The following is a 1,132-nucleotide window of genomic DNA, read 5'->3' as shown; positions in this document are numbered from 1 at the left end:
GTTTGTGTCAAGTTTTTCTCGATCAAGCTTTAATACTAATAATATCAGCATCCTATTTTTGTACGCTATGCACAGGCTACCGCACTACTGTTTGGTGGCCTTGATTAATAAGTCACGTTCTAAAAAGCAAGAACCTGACTTATTAATCAAGGTTATCGTAAACTTTTCATAAGATTTCCTATTGCCGTTGAATGGGCAGCATATAAGCTAATGGAACCTTGCCTGACCCCGATCGATGGACGAATTACTTCTCGCAGATTTTGGGACCATTTTACGGTCTTCTTCACATCACGTTGTTTCCTTTGACTTCTTTTCTGATGGGCTAAATAAACAGATCTTAATGTTTTATTTAAGATACCTTGTTTAATTTTTACCATGGCTTCTCCGCCTTCGGCGCTCCAATGCATACCCCGTTTTTTCATACGATAAGAAACATGGCGTTGATTGGATTCCATCGCCCCCAAACCCCTTGCTCCTTCAGGGGGATTTTGCACCTTTTCTCTCCAATCATAAATACGATCCCAATTATTCTGTATGTATGAGCGAAATACCTTAACTTTTTCTACCTGCTTGTTTTCATCAAGCGTACTTTCATAAGTATCAAGCCATTTAGTAAATGCCTCTAGATTATGTTCTTTTAGTGCCTTATGAATGGCATCTTTATACTCATTCTTCTCAATGCCGAATGCTCGATTTAGGGCTTGTACAATATGATAAGAGTCTAATTGGTTTAGCACAGGGTAACGAGACTGTGAGAAGGCCTCTTGAAACTTATCTGCTGTATAACCATGCCCACCATCGCTATTGGAAACTACTTGAGTATGTTCTAATGAATACTGGTGTGCAGCAAACGCCTGTATTTCTTTCCAAAAATCCATGGTGGGTTGGGTGGTCATGATCACTTTGGGTTGGCGTAAAGCGACCCGTTTGCCGTTTTTATCCCAACCTTCATGTAAAATAGCATGACGAACTTCTAAACTTTTTTTCTTCTCTGTCCCTCTTACAAATACACCATCAGCTTCGACATATAGATAGTTCACTTTTTTGCCGTCAGGTAAAGATGCGGCTTCCTCTAATTCCATCACCATTTCTTTATCGGCCTGTGCTTGCACTTTCCCTACACGTCTTACGA

At 40.1% G+C, this 1,132-nt stretch carries 1 protein-coding gene; it reads right to left on the bottom strand.

Going from position 1 to position 1,132, the window contains the following annotated elements; all coding sequences use genetic code 11:
• Window positions 1-152 precede the first annotated feature (152 nt).
• The coding region (locus tag EDD72_RS12395) for an ISLre2 family transposase (protein WP_132770826.1) at window positions 153-1,132 on the bottom strand (980 nt) is incomplete at its 5' end.

Source organism: Tepidibacillus fermentans (assembly GCF_004342885.1).
Classification (GTDB): Bacteria; Bacillota; Bacilli; order Tepidibacillales; family Tepidibacillaceae; genus Tepidibacillus; species Tepidibacillus fermentans.
The sequence above is the reverse complement of the archived record's forward strand: the minus strand, read 5'-3'. Positions and strand labels throughout refer to the sequence as shown.